Origin of the sequence: Neobacillus citreus (assembly GCF_018343545.2) — a bacterium.
GTDB lineage: Bacteria > Bacillota > Bacilli > Bacillales > Cytobacillaceae > Neobacillus > Neobacillus citreus.
The window spans coordinates 102,562-128,512 of record NZ_JAGYPE020000007.1 but is presented as its reverse complement, the minus strand read 5'-3'; the positions used below and the strand labels follow the sequence as shown (position 1 = coordinate 128,512).

Annotated in this window: 21 protein-coding genes; 2 read left to right on the top strand and 19 right to left on the bottom strand. The window is 43.6% G+C overall.

All coding sequences use genetic code 11. The features are described from left to right. Positions 1 to 37: 37 nt before the first annotated feature. The 13 genes from KHB02_RS06440 to KHB02_RS06380 form a co-directional block, all read right to left on the bottom strand. Positions 38 to 1,036, bottom strand: a complete 999-nt coding sequence (locus tag KHB02_RS06440; RefSeq protein WP_213147657.1) for a LacI family DNA-binding transcriptional regulator — start codon at positions 1,034 to 1,036, stop codon at positions 38 to 40. Between the two features lie 590 nt (positions 1,037 to 1,626). Further along, complete coding sequence (locus tag KHB02_RS06435; RefSeq protein ID WP_213147658.1) at positions 1,627 to 2,811, bottom strand: amidohydrolase; 1,185 nt, start codon at positions 2,809 to 2,811, stop codon at positions 1,627 to 1,629. Between the two features lie 2 nt (positions 2,812 to 2,813). After that, complete coding sequence (locus KHB02_RS06430) at positions 2,814 to 4,004, bottom strand: Zn-dependent hydrolase (RefSeq protein WP_420848069.1); 1,191 nt, start codon at positions 4,002 to 4,004, stop codon at positions 2,814 to 2,816. Positions 4,005 to 4,058: 54 nt separating this feature from the next. Continuing rightward, the gene (locus tag KHB02_RS06425; RefSeq protein ID WP_213147660.1) at positions 4,059 to 5,270 is read right to left on the bottom strand and encodes a hypothetical protein; all 1,212 of its coding nucleotides are present in this window, start codon (positions 5,268 to 5,270) and stop codon (positions 4,059 to 4,061) included. Positions 5,271 to 5,513: 243 nt separating this feature from the next. Then, positions 5,514 to 6,269, bottom strand: coding sequence for an NRDE family protein (locus KHB02_RS06420; RefSeq protein WP_213147661.1), 756 nt, complete (start codon positions 6,267 to 6,269; stop codon positions 5,514 to 5,516). A 340-nt stretch (positions 6,270 to 6,609) separates the two neighbouring features. After that, positions 6,610 to 8,244, bottom strand: a complete 1,635-nt coding sequence (locus KHB02_RS06415; RefSeq protein WP_213147662.1) for an ATP-binding protein — start codon at positions 8,242 to 8,244, stop codon at positions 6,610 to 6,612. Between the two features lie 114 nt (positions 8,245 to 8,358). Beyond that, the gene (locus KHB02_RS06410) at positions 8,359 to 9,756 is read right to left on the bottom strand and encodes a sensor histidine kinase (RefSeq protein ID WP_213147663.1); all 1,398 of its coding nucleotides are present in this window, start codon (positions 9,754 to 9,756) and stop codon (positions 8,359 to 8,361) included. Next, positions 9,746 to 10,420 carry a response regulator transcription factor gene (locus tag KHB02_RS06405; RefSeq protein ID WP_213147664.1) on the bottom strand — a complete coding sequence of 225 codons (675 nt, stop codon included), beginning with the start codon at positions 10,418 to 10,420 and terminating at the stop codon, positions 9,746 to 9,748. Before KHB02_RS06405 ends, KHB02_RS06410 begins: the two co-directional genes overlap by 11 nt. 171 nt (positions 10,421 to 10,591) lie before the next feature. Further along, on the bottom strand, positions 10,592 to 11,251 hold the full coding sequence (locus KHB02_RS06400) for a PspA/IM30 family protein (protein WP_213147665.1): 660 nt from the start codon (positions 11,249 to 11,251) through the stop codon (positions 10,592 to 10,594). Position 11,252: 1 nt separating this feature from the next. Continuing rightward, positions 11,253 to 11,702: a hypothetical protein gene (locus tag KHB02_RS06395; protein ID WP_241113749.1), complete on the bottom strand. Its 450-nt coding sequence runs from the start codon at positions 11,700 to 11,702 to the stop codon at positions 11,253 to 11,255. Between the two features lie 320 nt (positions 11,703 to 12,022). Beyond that, the gene (locus KHB02_RS06390; RefSeq protein WP_213147667.1) at positions 12,023 to 13,489 is read right to left on the bottom strand and encodes a PstS family phosphate ABC transporter substrate-binding protein; all 1,467 of its coding nucleotides are present in this window, start codon (positions 13,487 to 13,489) and stop codon (positions 12,023 to 12,025) included. Between the two features lie 149 nt (positions 13,490 to 13,638). Then, positions 13,639 to 14,871, bottom strand: a complete 1,233-nt coding sequence (locus tag KHB02_RS06385; RefSeq protein WP_213147668.1) for a Zn-dependent hydrolase — start codon at positions 14,869 to 14,871, stop codon at positions 13,639 to 13,641. Positions 14,872 to 15,065: 194 nt separating this feature from the next. Further along, the gene (locus KHB02_RS06380) at positions 15,066 to 16,358 is read right to left on the bottom strand and encodes an ATP-binding protein (RefSeq protein WP_213147669.1); all 1,293 of its coding nucleotides are present in this window, start codon (positions 16,356 to 16,358) and stop codon (positions 15,066 to 15,068) included. A 218-nt stretch (positions 16,359 to 16,576) separates the two neighbouring features. On the opposite strand from KHB02_RS06380, the gene KHB02_RS06375 reads away from it, so the two are divergent. Next, positions 16,577 to 17,734, top strand: a complete 1,158-nt coding sequence (locus tag KHB02_RS06375; RefSeq protein WP_213147670.1) for a M20 metallopeptidase family protein — start codon at positions 16,577 to 16,579, stop codon at positions 17,732 to 17,734. Positions 17,735 to 17,860: 126 nt separating this feature from the next. On the opposite strand, the gene KHB02_RS06370 is transcribed toward KHB02_RS06375, so the two are convergent. The 5 genes from KHB02_RS06370 to KHB02_RS06350 all read right to left on the bottom strand — a co-directional run bounded on the left by KHB02_RS06370 (position 17,861) and on the right by KHB02_RS06350 (position 24,293). Beyond that, positions 17,861 to 19,243 (bottom strand): L-cystine transporter, encoded by a 1,383-nt coding sequence (locus KHB02_RS06370; protein WP_213147671.1) that lies wholly within the window; start codon positions 19,241 to 19,243, stop codon positions 17,861 to 17,863. Positions 19,244 to 19,454: 211 nt separating this feature from the next. Continuing rightward, the gene (locus KHB02_RS06365) at positions 19,455 to 20,864 is read right to left on the bottom strand and encodes an amino acid permease (protein WP_213147672.1); all 1,410 of its coding nucleotides are present in this window, start codon (positions 20,862 to 20,864) and stop codon (positions 19,455 to 19,457) included. Positions 20,865 to 20,967: 103 nt separating this feature from the next. After that, entirely contained in the window at positions 20,968 to 22,587 is a 1,620-nt protein-coding gene (locus tag KHB02_RS06360) for a M20/M25/M40 family metallo-hydrolase (RefSeq protein ID WP_213147673.1), read from the bottom strand. A gap of 28 nt (positions 22,588 to 22,615) precedes the next feature. After that, the gene (locus tag KHB02_RS06355) at positions 22,616 to 23,419 is read right to left on the bottom strand and encodes a dimethylarginine dimethylaminohydrolase family protein (protein ID WP_213147674.1); all 804 of its coding nucleotides are present in this window, start codon (positions 23,417 to 23,419) and stop codon (positions 22,616 to 22,618) included. A 19-nt stretch (positions 23,420 to 23,438) separates the two neighbouring features. Then, positions 23,439 to 24,293 (bottom strand): dimethylarginine dimethylaminohydrolase family protein, encoded by an 855-nt coding sequence (locus KHB02_RS06350; RefSeq protein WP_213147819.1) that lies wholly within the window; start codon positions 24,291 to 24,293, stop codon positions 23,439 to 23,441. Positions 24,294 to 24,464: 171 nt separating this feature from the next. On the opposite strand from KHB02_RS06350, the gene KHB02_RS06345 reads away from it, so the two are divergent. Further along, the gene (locus tag KHB02_RS06345) at positions 24,465 to 25,199 is read left to right on the top strand and encodes an IclR family transcriptional regulator (RefSeq protein WP_213147675.1); all 735 of its coding nucleotides are present in this window, start codon (positions 24,465 to 24,467) and stop codon (positions 25,197 to 25,199) included. 59 nt (positions 25,200 to 25,258) lie between these two features. Here the strand turns inward: KHB02_RS06345 and KHB02_RS06340 are convergent, their stop codons facing one another. Further along, on the bottom strand, positions 25,259 to 25,729 hold the full coding sequence (locus tag KHB02_RS06340; protein WP_213147676.1) for a nucleoside deaminase: 471 nt from the start codon (positions 25,727 to 25,729) through the stop codon (positions 25,259 to 25,261). Positions 25,730 to 25,951 lie beyond the last annotated feature (222 nt).

Genomic DNA, 25,951 nt, shown 5'->3' with positions numbered 1-25,951 from the left:
AAAAAAAAAACGAGCTGGTTTGCTCGTTTTTTTCGGTTTATTTAGCTGGAGTACTTTTGCGGAAAATCGGTGTACCTTGTATATATACCGTTTTTGCTGTGGTTCGATTCTTAAATAGTCTCTCGGTTATAAGATCTAATCCGGTTTCACACATCGTAGGAATATCAATATGGAATGTCGTTAACGGAGGCGACACATATTTGGTGACACTGATATTATTTATACTGAAAAAGGCGACCCTTTGAGGAATCGGAATCTGCTTTTCATTAAACGCCTGCAAGGCTCCGATTGCAAGTGGATCTGTCGCAACAACAAATGCCTCCGGCAGGTCATCCCCCATCTTCTCAATTGCTTGCAATCCAATCTGATAGCCATTTTTTACTGTACTAGAAGGAACAATTAATATATCTTCTTCTCTTAATTTATTTCTTTCCCTTTGATAGTTCCGAAAGGTGATTTCCCTTAATTGTGGAATTGGTTCTTTCGTTTCAACATCATAGTCCATTGCGCCAATAAAACCAATCCGTTCATAGCCGCATTCTTCAAAAAATTGAATCATATATTCTGTCATCAGTTTTAAATCTGGGAGCACCGAATCCAAATTCTGCGGATCCCTGCTTGTATTTAAAAACACACCATGGGGTGTAATTTCTTCCAAATACTTTATTTCTCGATCCGTTAATTTTCCGATCGCGATAAAAGCCGATGAATTTTTATCAATTTTCTCAATACCATCTTTTTGATGGTATCGTATTAATTCTATTTTCCTTTGTTCTGCCTGCTTTTCTAACTCTGTACGAATTCCCTTAAAATAAACATCCTCAAGCTCTTCCTCATTAGATATCCAATATAAAAAAGCAACATTATTCAATTGAGTTATCCCTTGTTTTTTCTTATAGCCCATCTCTTCTGCAATCGCTTTTATTTTCTCCCGTGTATCATCACTTACTGATAAATTGTTATCATTATTAAGAACTCTTGAAACGGTTGTGATTGAATATCCTGATTTTTTGGCAATATCCCTAATGGTTGCCATTCTCTTCCACCCCCTCTTCTTCGCTCCATTTTTATTTTATCCAAATGAGCCAGCAAAGTAAACAAGTTTACTAAACGTTTTATTCACGAATCCTACTGAGTCGCGGGATTTTTATCACAGCCTTTTTGAAAATTTCCATTCTCCTATTTTAACGGTTTATCTCCTTATCCGCCATGTTCTTAATAAAATTCAATCAAACGTTTGATTAGTTTTTTAAATAAAGGCTTCGTTATTACCGAACGTTGATTTCACTGTGTTTGAAAAATAAACGATAAAATTCCGTTTAAATTGGAAAATATCCATATTCCCTTTAAAATAAAGGAAGTTTTTCCACTTATATTATCCAAATCTTTGGATTTTGTCTTATTTAGAGCAGTTAATCGGAATATCTTCGCTTATATCTGCTTCTTAAGCTTCTTCTTTATACATTAGCCGGAAATTCTCCGCCTATGAATTTCATACCTAAACGAAAATCAACAATGAATAATAACAGAGCCTAAATAAAAAAGGTGTCAGGTATCCTCCGTGGACAAAATCCCATTTTGTCCCACGGAGGATACCTGACACCTTTCCTCATTTTATTCCATTTCCTATGCTTTCTTTTCGTTCAAGTATGCCCATGCATATTGTGCGTAGAGTTCGGCGCCGGTTGCAAGGGCGTCTTCGTCGATGTTGAATTTGCCATGGTGGTGGGCCCATTGTGTGTCTTTTTCAGGGTTGCCGCAGCCTACAAGAGCAAAGCTGCCAGGGGCCTCCATCATGTATTCACTGAAGTCTTCGCCGCCCATGGTTGGCTTTTCGAAGTAGACGGCCTCCTCGCCAAACGCTTCGGAAGCGGTCTTTTGAACAAGCTTTGCACTGTACTCATCGTTGTTGACTGCTTGGGTGCCGTGAACGTAGTCGACCTTTGCCGTCGCGCCGTAAATGGCAGCCACTTGTTCTGCATATTGCTTCAGCTGGGTTTCAATATGGTCTCTCACTGCCGGATCAAAACAGCGGACCGTTCCCTCAATGTACGCATTTTCAGCAATCACGTTAAACCGCGTCCCAACGACCATTTTTCCAACTGTTAGAACGGCGGGCTGCTGTGGATCGACGGTCCGTGAGACCACTGACTGCACATTCATCACAAAGGATGAAGCCACAACCGCGGCATCAATACAAGCTTGTGGAATGGCTCCATGACCGCCTCTGCCTTTAAAAGTGACGGTGAAAAGGTCTGCGGACGCAAAGGATGGACCAGGATTGCAGGAAACCTTTCCTGTTGGCATCTGTGACCAGATATGGATGCCGAAAACATTATCGACCCCATCCATCGCCCCTTGTTTCACCATTGCTTTCGCTCCAGTCGCCACTTCCTCTGCTGGCTGATAAATTAAACGGACATTTCCAGGCAGTTCTTCTTTTATATCATTCAGAGCCTTAGCTGCGATCAATAGCATCGCAGTATGGGCATCATGGCCGCAAGCATGCATTTTGCCATCTTCTTGGGACGCATACGGAAGTTCCTTATTTAATTCCTCCACCGTCAAGGCATCCATATCCCCCCGCAGCCCCACGGTTTTACCAGACTTCCCGCCTTCAATCGTGGCAATGACTCCCGTTGGCTCTGTCTTCCGGTATGGGATCCCAAGGTTCTCAAGATACTCGCAAATAAAGGCGGTTGTCTTATATTCTTCCCAAGACAATTCTGGTTCACGATGAAACTTTCTGCGTAATTCTACTAATTCTTCGTTATATGTTTGAATCGCTTCTTTAATTTTTGCATGAATCATAGCTATTCTGCCTCCGTTAACGTTTTTGCTGCTTCGTATAAAATCTCTACGGCATTGGCGATATCCTTACTGCTGGACCATTCTTCCGGACAATGGCTGAGTCCGTCCTTACTAGGAATAAATAACATAGCCACGTCGGTTACATCGGAAAGGACCATTGCGTCATGGCCTGCACCGCTGTTGATTGAGCAATAGGAAAGGTTCCGTTCGCTGCATTTCTGTTTTAAAAGAGAGACAATCTCTTGATTCATTACTTTCGGCGGCATGTATAATTGCTGCTGTACTGTCGTCTTAATTCCATGGCCATTATAGGACTTTACCCATTCCGTTACCTTCTCGACCGCATCAAGGACGCGTTCTTCTTTTCCGGAACGGATATCGACGGTAAAAACAACCTTATCAGGAATCACATTCGCCCCGTTCGGCCAAACGTTAAGACGGCCGGTGGTGATGACTGTTCCATCCCCTTCCTCGCAAGCGAATTCCGGGAATTTAGCAATCATTTGTGCAGCAGCTACTAAGGCGTCTGCCCTTCGGTCCATTGGGGTGGTGCCCGCATGCCCTGCACGACCTTCAACCGTTACTTCTAATTGGGTTAATCCGACAATGGCTTCGACCATGCCAATTGGAATGCCCTTTTCTTCAAGGATTGGCCCCTGTTCGATATGCAGTTCCAAAAAGGCCTTCAGAGTTTTTGGATCCCTTTTTTTCGGCAAAGACGGGTCAAGACCAATTTCCGTCATCGCTTCTACAGTGGTCTTCCCGTCTTTATCGGTAATCTTGAAAAATTCTTCCTCTGTCAATAAGCCAGTTATCCCTCTCGACCCCATCAGACCGCCGCCAAATCTAGAACCCTCTTCTTCTATTAGGGCGATCACTTCCAATGGGTATTTGGGTGTCAGGTTATTTTTCGAAAAAAGACCCGCCACCTCAAGTCCTGCCACTACTCCGGCAGGACCGTCATAGGACCCGCCGTTCGGTACGGAATCAAAGTGGGAACCGACCAAGACACTAGGTGCATCCTTTAACGTGCCTTCGAGTTTACCAAAAATATTACCTAAACCATCTTCACGAACCGAGAGTCCGTATTCCTTCATAATTTCTTTAATGTAATTACGAGCCTGCAAGTCCTCTTTGCTATAAGTCAGCCGGGTCGTCCCTTTTCCCGGTGTGGCAGTAAATTGACTCAACATCTCAATATGTTTTTCAATTCTTTGCTGTAAATCGCTCAATGTTTTCCCCTCCAATTATTTCAAGAATCCAACAAAGATGCCGGCTAGAATGACCGATACGATTGTAACTGTGATGAAACCACCCACCAGCATTGGCGGCAGCATATGGCTTGTCAGCATTTCTCTTTCTTCCTCGTCATCTGTTAACGACTTGATTACCTCATTGGTAATGATATAGTCAGCCGGAAATCCGTATAAGGCAGTCAGAGAAACGGCAAACGCCATATCTTTGCTCACCTTCAAAATCTTGCCGGCGATAAATGAGAAGATATACATACCGATGACTGCTAAAATGATGGTTCCCACCAGTGGGAATAGAATTTCCATCATCATGCCTGGTGTCGCTTGCTTTAGGCCGTCAAATATAAAAAGCATCAGCGCCATAATGGCTAAACCAAAACCGTTGGCTTTTTGAAGAACCTGTTTTTCCAAAAAGCCAGCACTTGAGGCGATAACCCCAAACAGCAAACATAGAACAAACGGACTGATCGAAACAACTGGCGCTGCCAACACTGAAACTTGGTAGGCAAGGTAAGCAACTAATGCAAGTCTAAAAAACTTAAAGAAATCGGTGTTGTATTTATCAGGTAAATTTTTAAACAGCTTTAGCTCTGGCTTGGCAACGGCGGAAGCGGCCGCTACCTCTGTTGCAGCAGTTGCCTGTTCCTTAACTGCCGCAATTTCCCCGCTGCGGTACTGCTTCAAAAGCCTTTTTCCTTCTTTTTTCAAAACGATTGAAGTGATCGGGTAACCTGCAAACCCCTGAACAACATAGATAACGATAGCAAAAACCGATAGAGTTGCAAGGCCTGCCTCCTTTGCCCCCTCAGACATGATTAACGCAGAAACCACCCCGCCAACTAATGGCGGAATCGCCACAACGACTGTCTGAAAGCCAAAAATTAGGCTGCCCACGGTCATCAACATGGCAATAATCCCAAGGATTCCAGAAAGGGCAATGACAATCGTTTTCCATTGCTTTTTCAATTCATGAAGAGATAGCAATGTACCCATATTGGTGATAAGTAAATACATCATCATCGTCGCCACAACGGGCGGTACACCGGAAATCGCTACGATATCTTTCGGAAAAAAAGTCCAATAACCAATAAGGAATAACACTGCACTGACAAATATCGAAGGTATCCATGCTTTCGTCCGTACGGCAACAAGGTCTCCTACTAATAAAATGAATACTACTATAACTAAGGCTAGCATTTGTGACATAAAATCACTTCACTTTCTCTAAGATGGAATATTAATATTTCGCGTTGCTAAATTATTGTTATTATAAGAATAATAATATAATTTTATTTTTCAGTCAATTTATAATTTTTCCAATCATCAGGTAACCGTTTTCAAAGCTTTTATCCAACTATATGCAAATTAATTGTTATTTTAGTAGTTTTATAAAATTATCCAAAAATATTTATAACCAAAAAAAATACAGCAGATGCATGATCCGCTGTATTAATAGGAGATGATATATTTTTGATCATTGGTACCTTCAGTTGAAAAAACTCGTTCTATATATTTGATTCCATTATTGGACATAAGCATAACCGTCGAACTTCTTGTCCCGTAATTCCCACTTTTGATAAACATCGGTGAAAGCATTCTTTCCATCTCTAATGACACACCCGTATTCGGCAGTCGTTCATCCGGAGCAGGATCTGCATTATTGAGGAGAGTCATAAGCTGCTCTTCGAGGTCCTTTGGGTCTTCGGTTACGATGTTTGACAGGCCTGCCCTCCCTGTTATCACCTTCGGCCACTCGGTATTAAGAAGATGGTTACTGACTCCATAAATGCCCGGCTCAAGCTTTTGAAGCTCTTGTCCAATGTTTGAATAATAATAAAGCCCCGCGTCATCTCCAGCCAGCAAGTTGTAGCCGGGATACTGCTCCTTTGTTTCTGACAGCTTTTGCATGTAGCTTTCAATGGTCCCAGTATAATTCAAGGCATCGGCCACCAGTTCCCCCCGTGACCGTTTTCCCACGGCAACCTCTTTTGGATTACGATAGTTGGTCAAGGCGGCAAACCGCCCTCCCCTGGTAACCCCCATCCAAGTTCCCATTTTCTCAAGGTCCCTTCCGGCAAGGATATCAGGCTCATCTTTCCAAAAATGGGCAGGGGCAGTCGGTCTTTTATAAAACTCATCCCGATTGGCAGCCACAATCAGCTGATGCTTAGGGTGCACTTTATACGCAAAAAGAATTAAACACACGAATTATCACAGCCTTTTTGAAAAATTTCCCTTCTCCTATTTTAACGGTTTATCACCTTATCCGCCATGTTCTTGATAAAACTCAATCAAACGTTTGATTAGTTTCGCAAAACCTTATTTATCAAGTATTCCAGCATTTCAATCAAACGTTTGGTTAGTTTTTTTCTCTCTTTCCAAAGTTTTAATCAAACGTTTAATTAGTTTTTCCATCTTATACCTAAAATCCAATCAAACGTTTGATTAGTTTCCCCAGCCCTTATGTGCCAAGCATTTCAGCGTTTCAATCAAACGTATAATTAATTTTCCCCACAAAAAAGAGACTCTCTGAATAGACAGCCCCTTATAACAATCCTTCTGACAGCGGCAGTTTAATCTCTACTACCGTTCCTTCGTTTTGTTTGCTTGAGTACGAAATACTTCCTTTATGCTGCTTGATGATCTTGTGGCAAATCATGACACCCAGTCCGGTTCCTTTTTCTTTTAAACTATAAAACGGTTCACCTAACCGCGGCAAAAGCTCTTCCGGGATCCCGCAGCCATGGTCCCTGATTTGGACAATACATTCGTCGTCATCCCCTTTACGGAGATAAATCTCGATATTTCCGCCCTGGGGCATCGCCTCCATGGCATTTTTTAAAATGTTTAGGAATACCTGCTTCAATTGGTTTTTCTCACAAATAATTGGGAACGGTGATTCCTCAAACAAAGTGTTCATTTGAAAACCGTTCATAAGAGCCTGAGGAGATAGAAATTCAATCGTATTTTCAATCAATTCCCGTAAATCTGCCTGGATGAGTTTGACCGCCTGCGGTTTACCTAACGAAAGCATCTCGCTTGTAATCGTTTCAATCCGTTCAAGTTCACCCAGCAGCAAATCACTATATTCAAGATTATTGTTACCAGCCTTATAAAGCTGAACAAAGCCCTTAATGGTCGTAAGGGGATTCCGTATTTCGTGGGCTACCCCTGCAGCCAGCTCTCCAACAATAGAAAGCTTCTCGGATTGCAAGAGAATTTCTTCTGCCTTTTTCCGTTCTGAAATATCCCTGCTGACAATGACAAGGTGCTCTATTACTTGATTTTTCCCTCTGACAGGCATACAGCGGGACTCAAACTCAATCCACCGGCCGTTCTTGTGAAGGAAGCGGATTTCCATCGACTGCGCTTCTTCTTTTTCAAACATCCTTTGAACGGTTTTTTTAAAAAACTCTACATCATCAGGGTGAATGAATTTACAAAGTTCAATTCCTTCTAATTCTGATAGCTGATATCCCAGTACCAGTTCATGTGATGGAGAAAAATACGTTATCGAATGGTCCTTCCACATTATTTTGATTAAGTCGGATGTGTTTTCCGCAATCAACCTATATTTTGACTCGCTCTCCTCGACCATCTTATACATTTCTATTAACCGTCCATTCATCCTGTAAAGCTTTAAATAGGATTCAATCAACAAAACGCCGGTTATGACACCAAGCATTACAAAAGCTACATATTGAATGTGGAAAAGAGGCTTATCTCTAAAAATATTAAATATAATTGGTACATCAATAAAATAAATAATGGCATATAGGGTAAAGAATATAACACTTCTTTTTACTGCGGTAAAGCGGGCAGTAAACACATGGGCGATGCAAAAACCGACAATAATGATTAGCCAACCAATGATAGGTGTTACCCACTGGCCCCCCACAAGAAGTCTGGCGATTATTGAACATATACCGGTAATGACTCCACCTACTGGTCCAAAATAGGCAAAACTAATAATGACTGCCGCGTAACGAATATCGTAAACATAGCCCTGCTGGTGGATGGATAAGGCAACAAGAATAGCAGCGACAATCCCTCCGTAAAGGCCCACAAACAGGCGGTAATACTTAAGCTGTTTAAACTCACTAAAGGAATTGGCAACAATCGGCAAAAATATTAATAATGCAAAGATTGCAAGATTAACAACGTAATCTAATAGAATCAACCGGCTTCCCACCTAAAAAACATGTATAATCCTATAATAAACCAGACACTGTTTCATTGGAATAGATTCCTTTAAATGGAATTCAAAAAAGTAAAGGCAGTTGTTATGTGCATATTAAGGCTGTGGGATAAGGATGGTAAACCTGCTCCCTTTCCCCAGTTCGCTATCGACTTTTATCAAGCCTCGATGAGTTTCGACAATCCATTTGGCAATCGAAAGCCCTAAACCGTGCCCTCCCATTTGCCGGGTCCGAGATTTATCAGCCCGATAAAAACGTTCAAAAATATGGGGGAGATCCTCTGATTTCATCCCAATCCCGGTGTCCTTGACCATCATCCGCAGTCCCTGCCCATCTTTTTCGAGAATAAGACTAACTTCCCCTCCATTTGGAGTGTACTTAATGGCATTGTCCAAAAGAATATATAAAAGCTGTGAAAGCCGATGGGAATCACCGATACTAGGCAAATTTTCCGGTGCCTCCATTTTAAGCGTAATTTGTTTTGCAGTAGCAAGTGCTCCGACAGATTCGATAGCCTTTTCCGCAAGCGGCCGGAAATCAAATTGCTCTGCCCGCAATTCAATCGCATTCGAGTCCGAACGGGCCAAGGTTAACAGGTCACCTACCAAATGATTCATCCGCTTGACTTCCTGCCTCATGTTCGTAAGGATCCTATCCAGAAAAGACTCCCTCTGTGGTTCCATGGTCATTTCCATGGCATCAATCGAAGACAGCAGGACGCTTAAAGGAGTCCGCAGCTCGTGGGAGGCATCCGCGGTAAACTCCTGCTGCCTTGTAAAGGCTCTGCCGATAGGCACCATGGCTTTTTTTGACATATTTGCGCTTATCAAGAGGGCTACTCCTATAAAAACAAACCCTAAGACAGCAAATACAATCAGCAGCATGTAGAACATCTGATAGGCAAATGAAATGTCTTTTCCTATATAAAGCTGGCCCACAAGCTGGCCTTTCACATAAATAGGCTGGCTTGCAGTCAGAAGACGGACATCCTGGGGCTCCTGCGAAGGGCGGAATTCACCAGGTTTTCCCCTTCCCCGGGGATTGCCTTCCACATGCAGTTTTACATGACGAATCTCGGCCGTCTTTTGAAACTTACCGCTCACCATCCGAAGCAGGTTGGGGTGAAGCCGGTAATCCGCTTCATTTCCCATGATGAGGTCTCCTTTTGAGTCAACCACATAATAAAAGGATTGCCCGGCACCAGCAAATACGATTTCTTGATTTTGAATTCCCTGTAGACTGCTTTTTCCATTCTCCCATAAATAATTTTCTATATACGCAGCTTCCTGCTTCACCAATGTTTGCAGATCTCGTTCCTGCGTTTTTAAAATGACCAGATAAAGAACGGAAAACACAATGACAATAAAGATGGCAAGAAATAGAATCAACAGCCCGCTAAAAATCCGTGCCAATTGCCCTTGTGTTTTTTTAAAAACATTCTTCTCGTTTCGGTTGGTGATAAGGCGGATAAATGAAAGGAAATTAGTGTACAATCTTATAACCTACCCCTCTTACACTTTGCAGCAGCTCCTGTTTGCCAATTGGGTCAAGCTTCTTACGGATTAATTTCACGGTGGCATCAATTGTTTTTGGCGCGACATCTGCATCATAGCCCCAAATCCGTTCCAGTATGACCTCGCGCGGCAGGACCCGTCCCTTGTTTTGCACCAATAAGTCCAAGAGCTGAAATTCACGGGGGCTGAGCTGAATTTCGCCGCCTTGGGAGCGGACGGTATGACTGTTTCGGTTCAGGACCAAATCTTGAATCCAAGTTTCCTCTTCCAGTATTGGCGCATAGTTGCGACGAGAAAGGGCCCGCAGCCTGGCTAAAAGCTCATCGATTTCAAACGGCTTCACCAAATAATCATCGGCGCCTGAATCCAAGCCTTCAATCCGATCCTGAACGGAATCTTTTGCCGTTAACATCAAAATGGCGCCCGGATAGCCTTGTTTCCGAAGACGGCGGCAAACCTCGACTCCGTCGCCGTTCGGCATCATCCAATCCAGTATTAACACATCATAGTGGGTTGCGGTTGCATAATAAAACGCATCCTCCCCTTCCTGGACCCACTCGACTTTGGCACTGGCCTTCTTTTCTAACATATAGACAACTAGTTCTCCTAGATTAAAATCATCCTCGGCTAATAAAATTTTCATTGGTAATAAGAGCCCCTTTCGAGTTTGATAGGAAGCAAATTTCTACAGCTTGAATCTACTATCGGAACCTTAACTTTTACTTAAAATCGAGCAAGGGGTTTTTTAGCATTGCGACATAAAAAAGAAGCACCCGGACTGCCTAAAGCCGAAGGTGCTTCTTTCCTGCCTGTATTATACAAGCAGTTCTTTTTCCGTTTTTAGTTTTTCGATTTCTTTATTCAGTTCATCCTCGTTAACAAAGCTATTGAACTGAGTGACGGACGGGGCAAACTGGCTGCCGGCTTGTACTTCTGCTTCCATTAAGAGAATCTTGTCCTCAGCGCGGGCAATTCCTCTTGCAATCGTGTCGGTTTGGAAGGATACCGTTGCTTTTTGAATTTGTTTCATAGACAGAGCTACATTCGCACGGGATGCCAGCACAATCTTCTTTTGCTGAAGATCGTGATAAAACTGTTGCAGCTCCTGAATTTTCCCTTTCAGAACCTCGGTCTGACCTTTCATGGCTTCATATTGCTGCTCATACAGGTTTAGCTGCTTTTCTTGGGTTAGTTTTTCCTGCACGGCCAATTTCGCCATCGTTTCCTCGCCATGCTCGATCGCAAGCTTCGCTTGGCGGGTTCTTTTTTCAACTAATGCCTTCGTGTCAAGAATTAGAGATGCAAGTTTATTTTCCGCAAAAATTTGCCGGGACAGAGCTTTTTGGGCTTTAACCAATTCTTGTTCGATTTCTCTTGAATATTCATTTAACATGGAAATTGGATCCTCAAGGCTGTCCAACAAACCATTGATATCTGCCTTCGCGATTGTTTTCATTCTTTTAAAAATACCCATTTTACTGATTCTCCTTTTTGCTAGTAAGATTTTTTTCCCATTGGTCTAAAAGACTTGCACTTTGGTTGATTAAAGGTTTATGTGAACTCATTAAAGATGTATCAATAAACTGCTGCATCGAAGAGGCTTTGCCCCGTTTTCTTAGCCATTTCACTAAGAAGAATACGACCGCTATGACGATGGCAATGAATAATAAGGCGCCAATCCAGTGAAAGCCGCCTCCGTGATGGTGGCCGTTCATAAAGTGGCCGTGTCCGAAATCACCGCGCGGATTCATTCCGCCCATGCCTTCACGTCCGCCTGGACCTCCTTGTCCCATTCCCGGTCCATGTGGTCCACGGGCCATGGCGCCAGCACCCCCAAATAGATAATGGAGGGCATTTACGGCAAACACCATCGCAGCAATGATCACACCCCAGAAAACTCCTTTTTTCACTTTCGTATTCATCAAACTCTTGCCTCCTTTCGTTCTTGATGATTGAAGTGTATAAGAGTTTGGTGAAAACTTGGTGAAAGAATGAACATGCTATAAATTTTTTTCAAAGGCTCTTTTCAAAAAGATTGTTGCTAATAAGGATTCGCAAATAAAACTCGTAAAATTGCAAATAAAAAGGGTGAATTCTTTCGCAAATAAAACTCCTAAAATTGCAAATATAAGTGCTGGATTCACAAACAAACCCTGAAGACTCTTCAAAAAAAGTGCAATTTCAAAAAATATGACTCCCCCGCAAAAAACGGAAGAGCCATTTTGTTCACTGACACCATCTCTCTTTATTCCGCAAGCTTTATATAGCCTGTTCGTTCAACTAGTTCCTGTCCTTGCGGGCCATGCATCCATTCAAGGAAGGGTTGGATGTTTGGGTTAGGGTTGTCTTTAAGTGTGATAGCATAGAGTGTGGCTGTGAATGGATACTTGCCGCTTGCAATGTTTTCGGGATTTGGATCTATCTCGTTAATCGCCAACAGTTTGATGTCCGGATTTTCTTTCATTCCCGTTGCAAAAAAGCGAAATGAGAATCCGATTGCATTTTGATAGTTTCGATAGTCGGCCACTTGTTCGATAATCCCGCCCATTCCTTCGGGACCATCCTCCTTTAGAGGCTTCATAATCTTTGTATCTCCCATTATTTTTTCCAAAAGGGTTTGGCTGCCGGAGTTTTTCGGGCGCTGGAAGGCAATGATTTTCTCGGAGTCTCCTCCAATCTCGGACCAACTTTTGATTTCTCCCGAGTAGATTCCTTTAATTTCCGAAACCCTTAAGCTATCTACCTTATTTTTCGGATTCACAAAAAACACAAACGCTTCCTTGCCAATCGGGGTCATCACTAGCTCTTTTCCAGCCTGCTTCGCCATTTCCCGTTGCTCCTTAGATGGCTCAGCCCCAAAGTAAATGTCTACTTCTCCCGATAATAAGCGTTCATAGGAATAAATGGTGTTTGTAAAGCTGACAACCTCCCTGCTTTCACCCATCACTTTTTCAATATTTTCATAAGTTGCGAGGGCAAAGGCGGAATAAACCGGAAAAGCCGCTTCCGCTCCATCAAGAACAGGCATTTCCAATGGGTTCGAAATGATAAAAGTCGATTTTGTGTTAAGCTTAGGCAATTTGTTGTTAGGATTCATTACCTCATAAGGGGTTAGGTCCGTGCTTGAATAGCCACCGGCATATTTAAAGCCGTAGGATGGCAAAACAGTTTGGCTGCGATACCATTGAACAGCTGAACCAGCTCCTATTGCCAAAAGGATCACCGCTAAAATGGAAAATATCTGCTTTCTCTTGGTGAAAACAGCAGTGAATTGTACCTTTCGAGTAGCCGCTGCTATAATCACTCCAATAGTAAATGAAAGCTCGTAGGCCAGCGGCGCCCATAAAAACAGCCGTCCCTCGCCGCCAAACATAGCGACAAAATAAATCGGTGCATAGGCAATATGTAAGATGCAATAGAACAACCATGAATTCGCCCCATAAAATCCGCCGTTAATCAGCATAAAAACGGCCCACATCACTGCAGTATAGGCAAGTGGAAGCGGGATTAGGACAATATACTCTTTTAATTGGCACAATCTTAGCAGTTTCCTGCTAGCAAAAAATCCTGTCAGACTACCGCCCGCAATCAGAACAGACAGCAGGATTTCCATTAGCATTTCAAAATTCCCCATTAACGGCAGTGCTAAGAAAGAAATCACTAGTGGCACTACACCAAAATACAAGATGACGAAAAGCAGTTTTTTCCCCATTTTAAGCCCCCTTTTATAAAATAGAACTCCCAATATATTTTAGTGTAATTTTACACTTCACTACTCCGTTTAGCAATATGGTTTTTTCCTAAAATTAACATTAAAAAAGACTCCACCACTTTCGGAAGAGTCTGTTCTTCAATACTATTTTACTTATTTAACAGCTTCAGAACCGTATCCAGAACGACATTGACCCCTTTTTCACAGTCTTCCCAGGCAGTCAGTTCTTCCTCGCAATGGCTTTTTCCATTGATGCTTGGAACAAACAGCATCGCTGTTGGGACGTAGCTTGCAATAAACTGGGCATCATGCCCAGCGCCGCTGACCATTCGCTTATGGCTATACCCGAGCGTTTCCGCGGATTGTTCCAAAGAAGCGCACAGTTCGGGCGCAAACCAGACCGTGTCGCGCTCCCAAAGTTTTGTTACCTTTACCTCACAGCCTTCGTTGAGGCCTTGGTGCGGCAGCCCTTGAACAAAATCCTTAAAGCTGTTGACGATGTCCATGTCCTTATGGCGCGCTTCAAGCGTAAAGACAACTTTATTCGGAATGACGGTATGGATGCTCGGATACACGTTAACCCTGCCGATGGTGAAAACAAGATCGGAGTCCATTGCACTTAGACGTTTACGGGTCTCATTAATTAGGTTGTTTGTGGCAAATAGAGCATCCTTGCGCATGCTCATCGGAGTTGTTCCGGCATGGTCCGATTCGCCGGTTACCTCTATTTCAAAGCAAGCCATGCCAACGACGCATTCAACGACACCGATGGTGCTGGCCTCCTTTTCAAGGATAGGGCCTTGCTCGATGTGCAGTTCCAAAAAGGCTGTTGCTTCTTTGAGACGATTTTCTTCACTGCCTTCGTATCCAATTGCCATAAGGGCTTCCACAAAGGTTATACCCTCTGAATCTTTCTTTTGCAGCATGGCAGCTTTGTCAAATTTCCCGGCGAGCACACCTGAAGCCATCAGCGAAGGCTCGAATCTTGCTCCCTCTTCGTTTGTGAAGTTTACGATTGTAATCGGGTACTTGGGTTGGATTTTATGATCAACGATTGTCCGCACGACCTCCAGTCCCGTTACGACACCCAAAACACCGTCAAACCGGCCGCCTTTTTTGACCGAATCAAGATGGGAGCCAATCAGAATAGGAGGCTTATTTTCCGTTCCGGCCAGTGTCGCGTACATACACCCCATGTCGTCGACCTTCACAGCCATCCCTAGATCCTCACAGCATTTGCGGAAATAACCTCTTGCCGCACGGTCCTCTCCCGATAAAGAAAGACGGGTGACACCATTGTTTTCCGTTCGGCCAAACTGGGCAAAACGTTCCAATTCTTCTTTAAGTCTTTCTCCATTAATCAACAGCTTTTGTTTTTGCATTTAAACACTCCCCTTATAGATTGATAACATTTTTTAAAAATCTCTTGGAGAAGAAATGCTTTTGTGTTAAAAATGCCCCTTAAACATTACAGGAATATTCAGTTATTTTAATTATAGTCCAGCTAAACAATATTTCACTAGACAGTTTCAAAAATAAAAACGGATAACCGACTAGGGCTATCCGTTCATATAAATTACTCTTCGTGAAATCCGATGAATCCCATCGAAGCATTCGAATCGTTGTCATCCCACGATTGTTTTTTCTGTTTTTGCTGGATGGATTTTAAATCGGCACAGAGTCGCGCGATGTCGACCTGCTGTTCATAATGCCATTGAAGTGCAATGGAGGTGTACAGTTCGTTCAACTGGGCATAGGAAAAGTCCTTCGATGTCGCGACGACCTCCCTTATTTCTTCCTCCGATAGGATTCGGTCCAGCTTTTTCGCCATTAAATATTGATAGCGTAGCTCTTTTGTCGGCAGTTTGATTTCATAGGCGCGGTCAAACCGTCCCGAGCGGTTCATTAGTGCCGGGTCAATTTTTTCCGGATAATTCGTCGTGCCGATTAAAAAAACACCCTCTTTAGAGGTAGCTCCATCAAGTGTATTCAAGAATACCGAGCGGACTCCAGACGGCATTGAGTCAATATCCTCAATCACCAGTACCATTGGCGCTAGCTTCAAAACAGAACTGAACACTTCTTTAATCGTATAGCTCGAGGTATATTCGGTAATTTGCCAATAAGCCACCGGAGCATTGATGCTGCTGGCAATTGATTTTACTAGTGTTGTTTTGCCATTCCCTGGACTGCCATATAAAAGAATCCCCCGTTTGTACGGGATATCATACGTCTTGAAAAACTCACCGCTATCTGAGAAGAATTCGTCAATCGACCGGAAGATTTCCTTTTTCAATGGTTCTTCAAGGAAAACGTCTTCTCTTCTTACCAAACTATTAATGCTTTCGATGTCTGTCTCCACACCATCTTCGGTATCCGTATAAACGGTCACGTAGTTTTTAATATAATCCCGCTTTCTTTTTAGAACATATTGCAGGAAAGAAACCAAGCATGCGTCATTTTCGGCAAAAATAAGATCGCGGTGGAGCTCGCCATCACTTTGAAAGGTTAGCACCCTGGATAAGGCAACCCGATAGGCTGGATAGTAGTAAAGACCATTCGCAATCCGCGGCTTTATAATAAACTCCAAGGCTTTATCCGTATGGTTGGAGGAAATCGTCCGGGTCTCACCCTCCTTATAAACATAGCTTAGAAGCCGTACCTCGGGTGATTCCACCTTCAAATCTTCTTCGAGAATCTCCCAAATCTCATTGGAGGTGTCTTCATCGGAATACATGTTGAAGTCCACGCCCACTTCCTCATGAAGACGATATTGAATCGTGGAAATAATTTTTCCATAATCGTAATAGTAAGGTAATTCTGTGCGGTCCATTTCCCCTGCATTAAAAAGTACTTTATTGTTTTTCATCCGGTTCTCCTTTTTCAAAAATCTTACAATAAATATATCTCTTAAATAGGTTAATAGTCTAGTGGATTTCTTTTCCGGATTAGGTCCTTGGGAACTATCTAGATAAGCCGATGCATGACAGCATTTTTTTCCATCCAGCATTTGATTCTTGTAATATTAGTGAATATACCTTAAAATTGGTTGCATAAAAATACACATATAATCGAAGGAGTTACATCATGTTACAGACAAAAAATGTAGATTCAGAGTTAAAGGCTTGGGCCATCGAGCAGCGCCGACATTTTCATATGAATCCGGAGCTGTCCGGGCAGGAGTACAATACCTCCGCCTATGTAAAAGAAAAATTGGCGGAATTCGGCATCCCTTTGGATGACAAATTTTCAGGCCCAAGCGTAGTGGCTTTTTTTAAAGGAACGGAAGGCAACAAGACGATTGCCTTAAGGGCCGACATGGATGCACTGCCACTCCAAGAGGAAGGGGACAAGCCTTATATTTCCAAGGTTCCAGGCGTCATGCACGGCTGCGGCCACGACGGCCATACAGCGGTTTTGCTAGCAGCGGCAAAATGGATGAGCAACAATCCTGATTTGGTGAAAAATAATATCCGCTTGATTTTTCAAAGCTCAGAGGAGGCCTCGCCAAGCGGCGCCCAGAAGCTTGTGAAAGAAGGAGTGCTGGACGGGATTGACGCGATTTATGGAATCCATCTGATATCACGCATGCCTATGGGAAAGGTTGGCTTTGCCACCGGCTATGCGATGGCTTCCTGTAATGATTTTGATATTAAAATTGAAGGTAAAGGCGGACATGCCGGCTATCCACATGATACGGTCGACCCGATTTATATTGCCAGCCACTTGATTCAGGCTTTCCAATCCGTTGTCAGCAGGAATTTGCATCCATTGCATGCAGGCGTTATTTCATTTGGTGGGATGCAGGCAGGAAATTCCTACAATGTCATTCCTCACGAGGTGACGTTGAAGGGGACAATCCGGGCGTTGACCTTTGAGGCAGCCGAGCTCATGCATGAGAAAACGGCCCAGTTGACAGAGTCCATCTGCGCAAGCTTTGGGGCTAAAGGACATTATCAATTTATCGAGGGAACCCCTCCGTTGTACAATCACCCGGAGGCATGTGAATTTGCTCGCAGTGTCATCGAAAACACCTTCGGAGCAGATGCTTTCTTGCCAATAGATCCTGTATTAGGAGCCGAGGATTTCTCCTATTACCTGAAAGATAAAGTCGGGGCCTTCATCAACGTCGGGATGCAAAGTGATAAAAGCCAGTATCCGCACCACCACCCGAAATTCGATATTGACGAAGACGCTATCCCAACCGCTATCGAACTCATGATTCAACTGGCGCTGCAAGCGTAGATTAGAGAGGTTTAATAAGGAATAAAAGAAGCCGAACCCCAACCATAACATTTGGGGCTCGGCTTTTTATATTAGGTGTCCACCCTAGGCGGACAAATGCCCACGAGCGTTGCCTGACACCTGTGCTTATGCTTCAACGATATCCGGCTGTTTGTAGGTGTCAGCATCGAATTCACCTGTTGCTTTGCTAGTGAGAACGCCAGCTGTCATGGCGCCGCTGACGTTTAGGGCGGTACGGCCCATATCAATGAGCGGCTCAACGGAGATGAGCAGTCCGACGATGGCGATTGGCAGGTTCATCACGGATAGCACGATGAGAGCTGCGAAGGTCGCACCGCCGCCAACACCGGCAACACCGAAAGAACTAATTGCGACGACAAGAATAAGGGTCAGAATAAAGCTTAGACTCGTCGGATCGACCCCGGCAGCCGGTGCAACCATGACCGCTAGCATTGCTGGATAAATCCCGGCACAGCCATTTTGCCCAATGGTCAGTCCGAAGGAGCCGGCAAAGTTTGCAATCCCTTCTGATACACCCAAATCCTTCGACTGGGTTTTAATCGTCATCGGCAGCGTTCCCGCACTCGTTCGTGAAGTGAACGCAAAGGTTAACGTTGGCAATGCTTTTTTCACATAGTTATATGGGCTTAATTTCGCCGCCATTAAAAGCAATAGATGCACAATAAACATAATGATGAGTGCTACATAGGATGCGATCACAAACGTCCCCAATTTCACAATCGCGTCGTAATCGCTTGTTGCAGCCACCCTCGTGATAATCGCAAGAATCCCATATGGTGTCAGCCGGAGAACCAGGGTGACCACTCTCATAACGATCGAATAGACGGTATCAATGATTTTTGCAAAGAATTCCGCATGATCCGGTTCTTTTCGTTTTACCCCGAGATAGGCAATCCCGATAAAGGCGGCAAAGATGACCACCGCGATTGTTGAGGTTGCTCGGGCGCCTGTAAGGTCTTGAAACGGATTACTTGGGATGAAATCAACGATTTGCTGCGGCAATGTCATATTTTCCACGGTCGGAACCCGTTCCTCCAATTGTGCGATACGGGCCTTCTCTGCATCGCCTTGGGTCAACTGAGCGCCGTCTAAATTAAATCCTAGGGCAGAGCCAATTCCGATGGCTGCCGCAATCGCCGTCGTCCCCAGCAGGATACCAATGACAAGGACACTGATTTTGCCAATGTTTTTGGATAGTTTCAGTTTCGTAAATGCCCCGACAATCGAGACAAAGATCAACGGCATAACTACCATTTGCAGTAGTTTGACATAACCGTTTCCGGCAATATTAAACCATTCAATGGAACGGGCCAGCACTTCAGATGTCGTACCGTAGATGGCATGAAGAATAATTCCAAAAATAATACCTAAGCCAAGCGCCGTGAAAACACGCTTCGAAAACGAGACATGCTTCCTTTGCATTTGGAACAACCCGAACATGAGCAACAACAGAACAACAATGTTTACAATGATCAGAATGGTATTCATGTTAGTCCTCCCTTATAAAGTTGTTGGGAAACGCTACTCACACATTCCAATGCGCCAAGTCGGAATTCCGTTTTACATCATCAAACGTTTGATATTACATAAATATGTCTAGAAGAATATTAAAATTCCATTACAGAAACGGTGTAATGGAATAAATTTTTGAAGAAAAAAACTGACCTGCCGCGAAGCAAGTCAGTTAAATAGAATGTTCTTAAAGTGGATTTATATCGTTACTCGTTGCGCTGAGTTTCTCCAACTTCTTATTTCTAAAGTAATAGAACAAATAGCAAATTAATAAGAAGCCTAGTCCAATCAGGAGCCCGGTCAGCTGGGTTGGGTCAAAGGCCAGGAATATTAATATGGATACACAGAAGATGATGCAAACGAGCGGAACTAGTGGATAGTAGCGAACCTTAAATTGCAGGTCTTCCAATTTTCCGCCTGCTTGCAAGAATTTGCGCCGGAACATGAACTGGGACAAAGCGATCCCAATCCACGAGATGGTCACAGAAATACCGGCAATGGACATGAGCAGCACAAACACTGTATCTGCCGCCAACACGCTTGTAAGCAGCGACAATAATGAGAAAATCATCGTAAACACAAGGGCTGCGAACGGCACTTTCCGTTTTGATAATTTTCCGAAATACTTAGGCGCCATATCGTCATGGGCCATCGCCCAAAGCAATCGGGTGGAAGCATAAATACAGGAGTTCCCCACCGAAAGAATTGCAGTTAAAATAACAAAGTTCATAATATCAGGAGCAAATGGGATTCCCGCCATATCCATCAGCGTAACGAACGGGCTTTCCAGCAGGCCAAGTTCCTTTGTTGGAAAAATAGCCGATAAGATAATAATAGAAGCGATATAAAAGATGATAATTCTAAAAAGGACATTTCGAATGGCACGAGGTATATTCTTTTGAGGTTCTTCACTTTCGCCGGCGGCAATGCCGATTAATTCTGAGCCTTGGTAGGAAAAAATAACATTCATCATGGTGACAAAAATAATTGTCAGCCCTGCTGGAAACAGCCCTTTGGGAGCGAGGTTTTCCATAAATGGTGCTGGTCTGTCTTCAAGCGGAATAATGCCAAAAATCGCCGCTGCCCCAATAATGATAAAGAAAATAACGGCTACAACCTTAATACCTGCAAACCAATATTCGGCCTCTGCAAAGCCCCTTGTGGTCAGCGCATTTAGGACAAATAACAAGGCGATGAAAATGGCGCACCAAATCCACACTGAAACACCCGGAAACCACCGCTGCATCAGGATACCCGCAGCTGTAAATTCCACACCCGCAGTGGTAGCGGAACCAATGAAATACATCCATCCTAACGAGAAACCGGCTGCTGGATTAATAAATTTGCTGGCGTATGTTTGAAAAGAACCTGTAACCGGCATATAGACCGCAAGCTCTCCCAGGCACACCATTACTAAATATAAAATAAGGCCGCCAAATAAATACCCTATTAACGCCCCGCCTGCTCCTGCCTGGTTAATCGTGTAGCCCGCATTTAAAAATAACCCGGTGCCAATGACACCACCTAGCGAAAGCATAAACAAATGACGCCGTTTCATTGACCTGCTTAACTGGTTCTTTTGACCTTCTTGTTCCATCTTTACCCACCCCTTTTTTAGCGGTGTCCAACCCCACGTGGACAAAACACCCATTTGTCCACGCGCGGTGCCTGACACCAATTCCAATAACATTCATTAATTTCTAGCAGCGAACCTTTTTCTCCACCAGCATTTTGACCATGCCTTCGACGAGGGCTGGCACTTCTTCGAAGGCGTTTTTGATGTGAAGGCGTTCGGTTCGTTTGTGGGCATCTTTGCCGAATGGTCCGACGTTTAGAACCGGTGCATGGAGCTGGGTCATTTCATCGAATGGGATGCTGTAGCTTGTTCCCCAAGTAGGTGTATTTTCTTTATAGACGGTCCAGCCTTCGCCGGCATCCTGGTAATTGACATAGCTTAAATCGCTGATTCCATTAAAATAGTGGACTTGATTGACAGGAAGCCCAAACTTTTCAAAACCGTGTTCCTTCACGTAGGCAATGCACTTTTTCACCAATTCATTTTCCGACGAGTTTACAGCAGGATAATAAGGTGGTGCATATAAGAGGACAATCGCTGGTGCAAGCTCCTGACACTCAATGATTAAGGCATCCGCAATACGGAAAGATTTTTCACGGTCATCCCACTCCTCCCTTTTATGAACGGAGGCTTTGATCCCCGCAACAAAATCTGCACCAAATTTTCGAAGCGCATGCTTTTCCAGTTCATCATAGCGCAGCACCCGTACCTGCCCTACCGGAGTAACCGACTGGGCTTTGCAAATCTCATAATAGGCCTGGTTGCAGGATTTAGCTGCATCTAATGCGACCGTTTCAAACATATTCATAATTTCTTCCGCATTCCGCTGCATTAAAAATACGTTATACAAAGCGGCTGAACGGTATGGTGTTTGAACAGAGTACTCTAGCCGTAAATCCTTTTGCTGCAGTGTCACTGGAAGGGGCGTTCTTTCTCCCATCACTGTTTCCTGCAAGCTTAAATTCCACTCCATCCTCTGTGTTAAAAATGAAGCAATGTACGGTCCGGTAATTCCGCTAAGCGGTTCCCCTACATGGGTCTCTTTTCCGTAAAAAAGGGCAGACGGCATAATCTTGCCGATTGAACCTGAATACACATAAAAGTTTCGGTCGCCCGGCTCCTGGGTAAAGACCGGCTCACCGTTTAGGAAAAGCTTAAAGGTTAGCTGATGCTTTTCCTTTAATTCTAATAATTTTGGAACCGCTGCCCGCATTCCCGAAGAATTCACTTCTTCATCCGGAACCGTCAGGAGCAAGAGATTAATCGGCCATTGCTCGACCGAAGCTTTTTCAATCAGCCCCATATGCATGACCAGACCCATTTTCATATCCATCGTGCCCCTGCCAAATAGGTACTCTCCTGATAAAAGATCTTCCCGGGCCTCTGCCGGCAATTCCTCGATTCGAGAATGGAGAAGCTTGGTTAATTCCTCTGGACGGTATGCATACTCCTGAAGGTCTCCGTATTCTTCGGTATTCACCGTATCAAAATGACTAATCAATACAACCGTTTCCGCGGCACTCGGGTGTTTATATAAAGCGGTTACAAAACGGCGGCCCAGATCGGCATCATGAAGACCCAAGTGTTCTGGATTTTCTTGAAAATATGCCAAATCTTTAAGCTTCGCCATCAACTTGGAAGGAAATTCACGCTCTCCCTCCGTCAGCGTCATACTTTTCCAGCTTACTACTTCGCATAATAGCTCCCGCAAAGCTTTCGGTGTTCCCCACTTAAGCTGTGTCATTGCTTCCAAACTCCTTCACACACAATTTTTAAAATCTTAGTGACAAGCAGCTCAAACCGCCGTCTAATTTCCTGAATTCCGATGTATCCAGCTCAATCGTCTGATAGCCGGCTTCCTCAATTCTTTGTTTAGTTTGCGGATAGCCTGTCGGGATTATAACGTAGTCGTTTATGCGAATACAGTTCGCTGCATACTCCTCTTCCGGAGGCACGATAATTTTTTTGTAGGAATTGAAATCAGGGTGATCCACAAATTCACCGGCTGCAACAATTAATTGATTTCCTAAATACGCGATACCGGTTTTTAAATGGAAGAACTTCTGAAGCGGTACAATAGTAGCTTTATAGTTTTCAGATTCTAAAATTGCTTTGAGCTGCTCGGCGCCTTCCTGGTTTGTCCGGGCGGAAATGCCGATATAAAAATGGTCTTCAGCTTGTAAAATATCGCCGCCATCGAGTGTACCTGGCGCTTTAATATAGTAAATTTTATCGTAGAAGGATTTGATAGCCGGCTCCATGTCATGGATCTCTCCGTTTCTTGACTTAGCGCCCGGATTGGAAATAACCGCAAATTCCGGGGTTAAAACAGCTGTATCTTCCACAAAGGTGGAGTCCGGAAACTGGTCATTGCTTGGCAGGACAGTTACTTCAGTGCCGCACTTTTTAAGTGCTTCAATATAAGCATCGTGCTGCTCAAATGCTGTTTCCAAAATCGGTTTGCCAAGGTCTGAGGTAGTTAAGCCATTAACGTAAGTCGCTCCAGGTCTTTTGACAATTGTATGATGGAACAATTTTGTTCCTTCTGTTGATTTCAATGCAGATTCTTTTAACATTTTTTCATCCTCCAATTTCTTATTCTCGTTCCACTGGGCATGTCAGGCAGGTCGGGCCGCCCGTCCCTAAATAAGAGATTTCGTTTCCGTCATATTCATAGACAGTTGCTCCGGCATCGATTAATTGCTGTTTCGTGAAGGGGTTTCCAGAAACCATCATACAAACCCGAGGTGCCAGCGCGAGCACGTTGCAGCCAAGTCTTAGGTACTCATCTTCGGGTACCTCAACCAGCCGGAAGCCCCGTTTAATCAGCATTTGTCTGAGAAAGACAGGCATCAATCTTGAATAGACTACTGCCAAATCTTTGTCCACGATACTGATTATGGACATTAGGTGCAGACACTCGTTCTCCCCTTGGTCATGTGGCAGCTGCACGACAATGACCTCTTCGACTTGATCTGCGACCATCTCTTTAATTTGCCGGATGGCTTCATCATTTGTCCGGTAGCCGCGTCCGATTAACAGTGTGCGGTCATCAAGCCAGACAAGGTCTCCCCCATCGGCAACTGCCTCGCCCGTCAATTCTCCTACTATCGGAATCTCTTTTTCTTGTAAAAAATCTTTGTAAACCTCTGCCTCCAGCTGCCGCAATGTTTTTCCTGATTTCAAAATGATGGCGCCCTTTGGCGTAAATTTAACGGGATCATGGGCATAGAGTGAATCCAATCCAACCAGTTCCGAGACAGGCAAAAACTCAATATTTCCCACATGCTCCTTAATGATGGCAATAAACTGCTCATATTCATGCTGAGCCTTTAGAAAATCCGGTTCATTAATATAGTTGAATCTTTTCCATTCCCTACCTAAATGTTCTTGACTGATAAAAGCGTCTTTCGGATGTTTGACGATGACTCTGTTGAGCTTCTTATACATGGACGTCAGCAAAAAATCTCCTCCATTTTCCGCATAGTGGAATGTGTTTCCTGTGACAGGAAAACTTATAATATGATATTATAATCTTAGAAATTACATGTCAATATTTTTTGAATTTACAGAATATATACAATATCTTCCAGTAGTTTAATAAAGGCAGGGAATAGCTATATGCAAACAATCGATCGAGCAATGCAGGTTATTAAGGTTCTTGCAGGAAGTGATACAAAAAGATGGTTCGCCATTTCTGAATTATCGAAGGAATGTGGACTGCCTGTCAGTACTCTTCACCGGCTTTTGCAATCCATGAAGCAGCACGGTCTTATTCAACAGGATTCCGATTCAAAATTCTATTCAATGGGGACTGCCTGGCTTGAGTATGGCCTGCAAATGTACGATACCTTTGATTTTGTGGCGCTGATCCGGCCGGAATTGGAAAAATTAATGCATGAAGTAGAGGAAAGCGTTTATTTCAGTAAACCCATTGGTTTAGAGTCTTTAGTTGTGGAGAGAATCGATTGCCTGAATAACCCGATTCGAATTTATGATCAGCTTGGAATACGGATTCCGTTGAACATTGGCGCGGCTAATAAAGTGATGCTTGCTCACATGCCTCCAAAAGAAAAGCTAAAAATTGTTTCTTCTTTAGTACCTGAAAATGAACACGAGGCATTTTTACAATTATTGCGGGATGTTCAAAAGCTTGGGTATGGAGAGAGTCACGGGGAAAGGACACCTGGTACGTCATCCGTCGCCGCTCCGATTTACAACCACCAAAACGAGCTCATCGGCGCCATCAGCATTGGTTATGTCAATTTCAATGTAACGGAGGAAAGGAAAAGCTTTTTGATTGAAAAAGTAATGGAATTTGGGCTGCGCATCTCCGGAAAATTAGGAGCAAAATAATCGAAACGGTGTCAGGCACCGCAAAAAAAAGCAAATGTCCACCCTGGGTGGACATTTGCTCAGTATTGTTGTTTGTTTGGTTTGTTGACCCAAGCAGTGAAGGGCTGATAAGTGTTGTTTGTGAGAAGCCGTATAAAAGGAATGGTGCGTTTTTCAGGAGGCACTTTAAGCTGTTCGTAAATAAATTGGTCGTCGAACCCGATTTTCGCGGCATCTTCATGTGTACAGGAATAATACACCTTCTCTAATCTGGACCAATAGATGGCGCCGAAACACATGGGGCAGGGCTCACAGCTTGTATATAGTTCACAGCCGGTTAATTGGAAACTATTTAAAACCTTGCAGGCTGCCCTAATCGCCTGCATCTCAGCATGGGCAGTCGGGTCAGTCTTCACGGTTACCTGATTACGGCCAACACTTATAATCTGGCCATTCTTCACGATAACCGCCCCAAACGGACCGCCGCCAAAACGGAGTACATTATCAAGCGCTACATCAACGGCCATTTTCATAAACCTCTCGTCCCTCATAAATTCCCCCCAACACTAAGACATTATCTCTTCCCTTCAATTTATTATCCTTCCTATGAAAAAAGAATGATGACTTATTTTCCCACTTAAAATTGAGGCAGGATATTTTTTTAAAAAATGTAGGTTATATAATAGAAATTTTGTAAAATATGATTATCCACTCGCTTGGCCAATTATCATTCTTTTTTAATAAATCGGCAATTTCATTGCCTCTTCTTTGAA

Bases quoted from the DNA above. Each gene is read 5' to 3' on its own strand.
- KHB02_RS06340 (WP_213147676.1), bottom strand. From the start codon at position 25,729: ATGAGGGACGAGAGGTTTATGAAAATGGCCGTTGATGTAGCGCTTGAT.
- KHB02_RS06380 (WP_213147669.1), bottom strand. From the start codon at position 16,358: ATGAAAAACAATAAAGTACTTTTTAATGCAGGGGAAATGGACCGCACA.
- KHB02_RS06405 (WP_213147664.1), bottom strand. From the start codon at position 10,420: ATGAAAATTTTATTAGCCGAGGATGATTTTAATCTAGGAGAACTAGTT.
- KHB02_RS06435 (WP_213147658.1), bottom strand. From the start codon at position 2,811: ATGATTCATGCAAAAATTAAAGAAGCGATTCAAACATATAACGAAGAA.
- KHB02_RS06355 (WP_213147674.1), bottom strand. From the start codon at position 23,419: ATGTTAAAAGAATCTGCATTGAAATCAACAGAAGGAACAAAATTGTTC.
- KHB02_RS06390 (WP_213147667.1), bottom strand. From the start codon at position 13,489: ATGGGGAAAAAACTGCTTTTCGTCATCTTGTATTTTGGTGTAGTGCCA.
- KHB02_RS06360 (WP_213147673.1), bottom strand. From the start codon at position 22,587: ATGACACAGCTTAAGTGGGGAACACCGAAAGCTTTGCGGGAGCTATTA.
- KHB02_RS06365 (WP_213147672.1), bottom strand. From the start codon at position 20,864: ATGGAACAAGAAGGTCAAAAGAACCAGTTAAGCAGGTCAATGAAACGG.
- KHB02_RS06430 (WP_420848069.1), bottom strand. From the start codon at position 4,004: ATGTTGAGTCAATTTACTGCCACACCGGGAAAAGGGACGACCCGGCTG.
- KHB02_RS06440 (WP_213147657.1), bottom strand. From the start codon at position 1,036: ATGGCAACCATTAGGGATATTGCCAAAAAATCAGGATATTCAATCACA.
- KHB02_RS06425 (WP_213147660.1), bottom strand. From the start codon at position 5,270: ATGTCACAAATGCTAGCCTTAGTTATAGTAGTATTCATTTTATTAGTA.
- KHB02_RS06375 (WP_213147670.1), top strand. From the start codon at position 16,577: ATGTTACAGACAAAAAATGTAGATTCAGAGTTAAAGGCTTGGGCCATC.
- KHB02_RS06400 (WP_213147665.1), bottom strand. From the start codon at position 11,251: ATGGGTATTTTTAAAAGAATGAAAACAATCGCGAAGGCAGATATCAAT.
- KHB02_RS06350 (WP_213147819.1), bottom strand. From the start codon at position 24,293: ATGTATAAGAAGCTCAACAGAGTCATCGTCAAACATCCGAAAGACGCT.
- KHB02_RS06385 (WP_213147668.1), bottom strand. From the start codon at position 14,871: ATGCAAAAACAAAAGCTGTTGATTAATGGAGAAAGACTTAAAGAAGAA.
- KHB02_RS06370 (WP_213147671.1), bottom strand. From the start codon at position 19,243: ATGAATACCATTCTGATCATTGTAAACATTGTTGTTCTGTTGTTGCTC.
- KHB02_RS06345 (WP_213147675.1), top strand. From the start codon at position 24,465: ATGCAAACAATCGATCGAGCAATGCAGGTTATTAAGGTTCTTGCAGGA.